The sequence below is a fragment of the Prevotella sp. P5-64 genome (genome assembly GCF_002251285.1).
GTDB lineage: Bacteria > Bacteroidota > Bacteroidia > Bacteroidales > Bacteroidaceae > Prevotella.
This window is the reverse complement of the sequence record NZ_NPJK01000018.1, coordinates 1-550: the sequence shown is the minus strand read 5'-3', so window position 1 is coordinate 550 and position 550 is coordinate 1. Positions and strand designations below refer to the sequence as shown.

Sequence of the window (550 nt, the reverse complement as noted above, 5' to 3'; positions counted from 1 at the left end):
GTTAAGCATCCCACCTGGGGAGTACGCCGGCAACGGTGAAACTCAAAGGAATTGACGGGGGCCCGCACAAGCGGAGGAACATGTGGTTTAATTCGATGATACGCGAGGAACCTTACCCGGGCTTGAACTGCCAGCGGACGATACAGAGATGTTGAGGCCCTTCGGGGCGCTGGCGGAGGTGCTGCATGGTTGTCGTCAGCTCGTGCCGTGAGGTGTCGGCTTAAGTGCCATAACGAGCGCAACCCCTCTCCGTAGTTGCCATCAGGTGATGCTGGGCACTCTGCGGACACTGCCACCGCAAGGTGTGAGGAAGGTGGGGACGACGTCAAATCAGCACGGCCCTTACGTCCGGGGCTACACACGTGTTACAATGGGGGGTACAGAGCGCCGGCTTGCCGCAAGGAGAGTCCAATCGCAAAAACCTCCCTCAGTTCGGACTGGGGTCTGCAACCCGACCCCACGAAGCTGGATTCGCTAGTAATCGCGCATCAGCCATGGCGCGGTGAATACGTTCCCGGGCCTTGTACACACCGCCCGTCAAGCCATGAAA

General features: G+C 59.5%; 1 rRNA gene. It reads left to right on the top strand.

The annotated features are described in order from the left end of the window. Positions 1 to 550 (top strand): 16S ribosomal RNA (locus tag CIK87_RS03695); the annotation flags it as partial.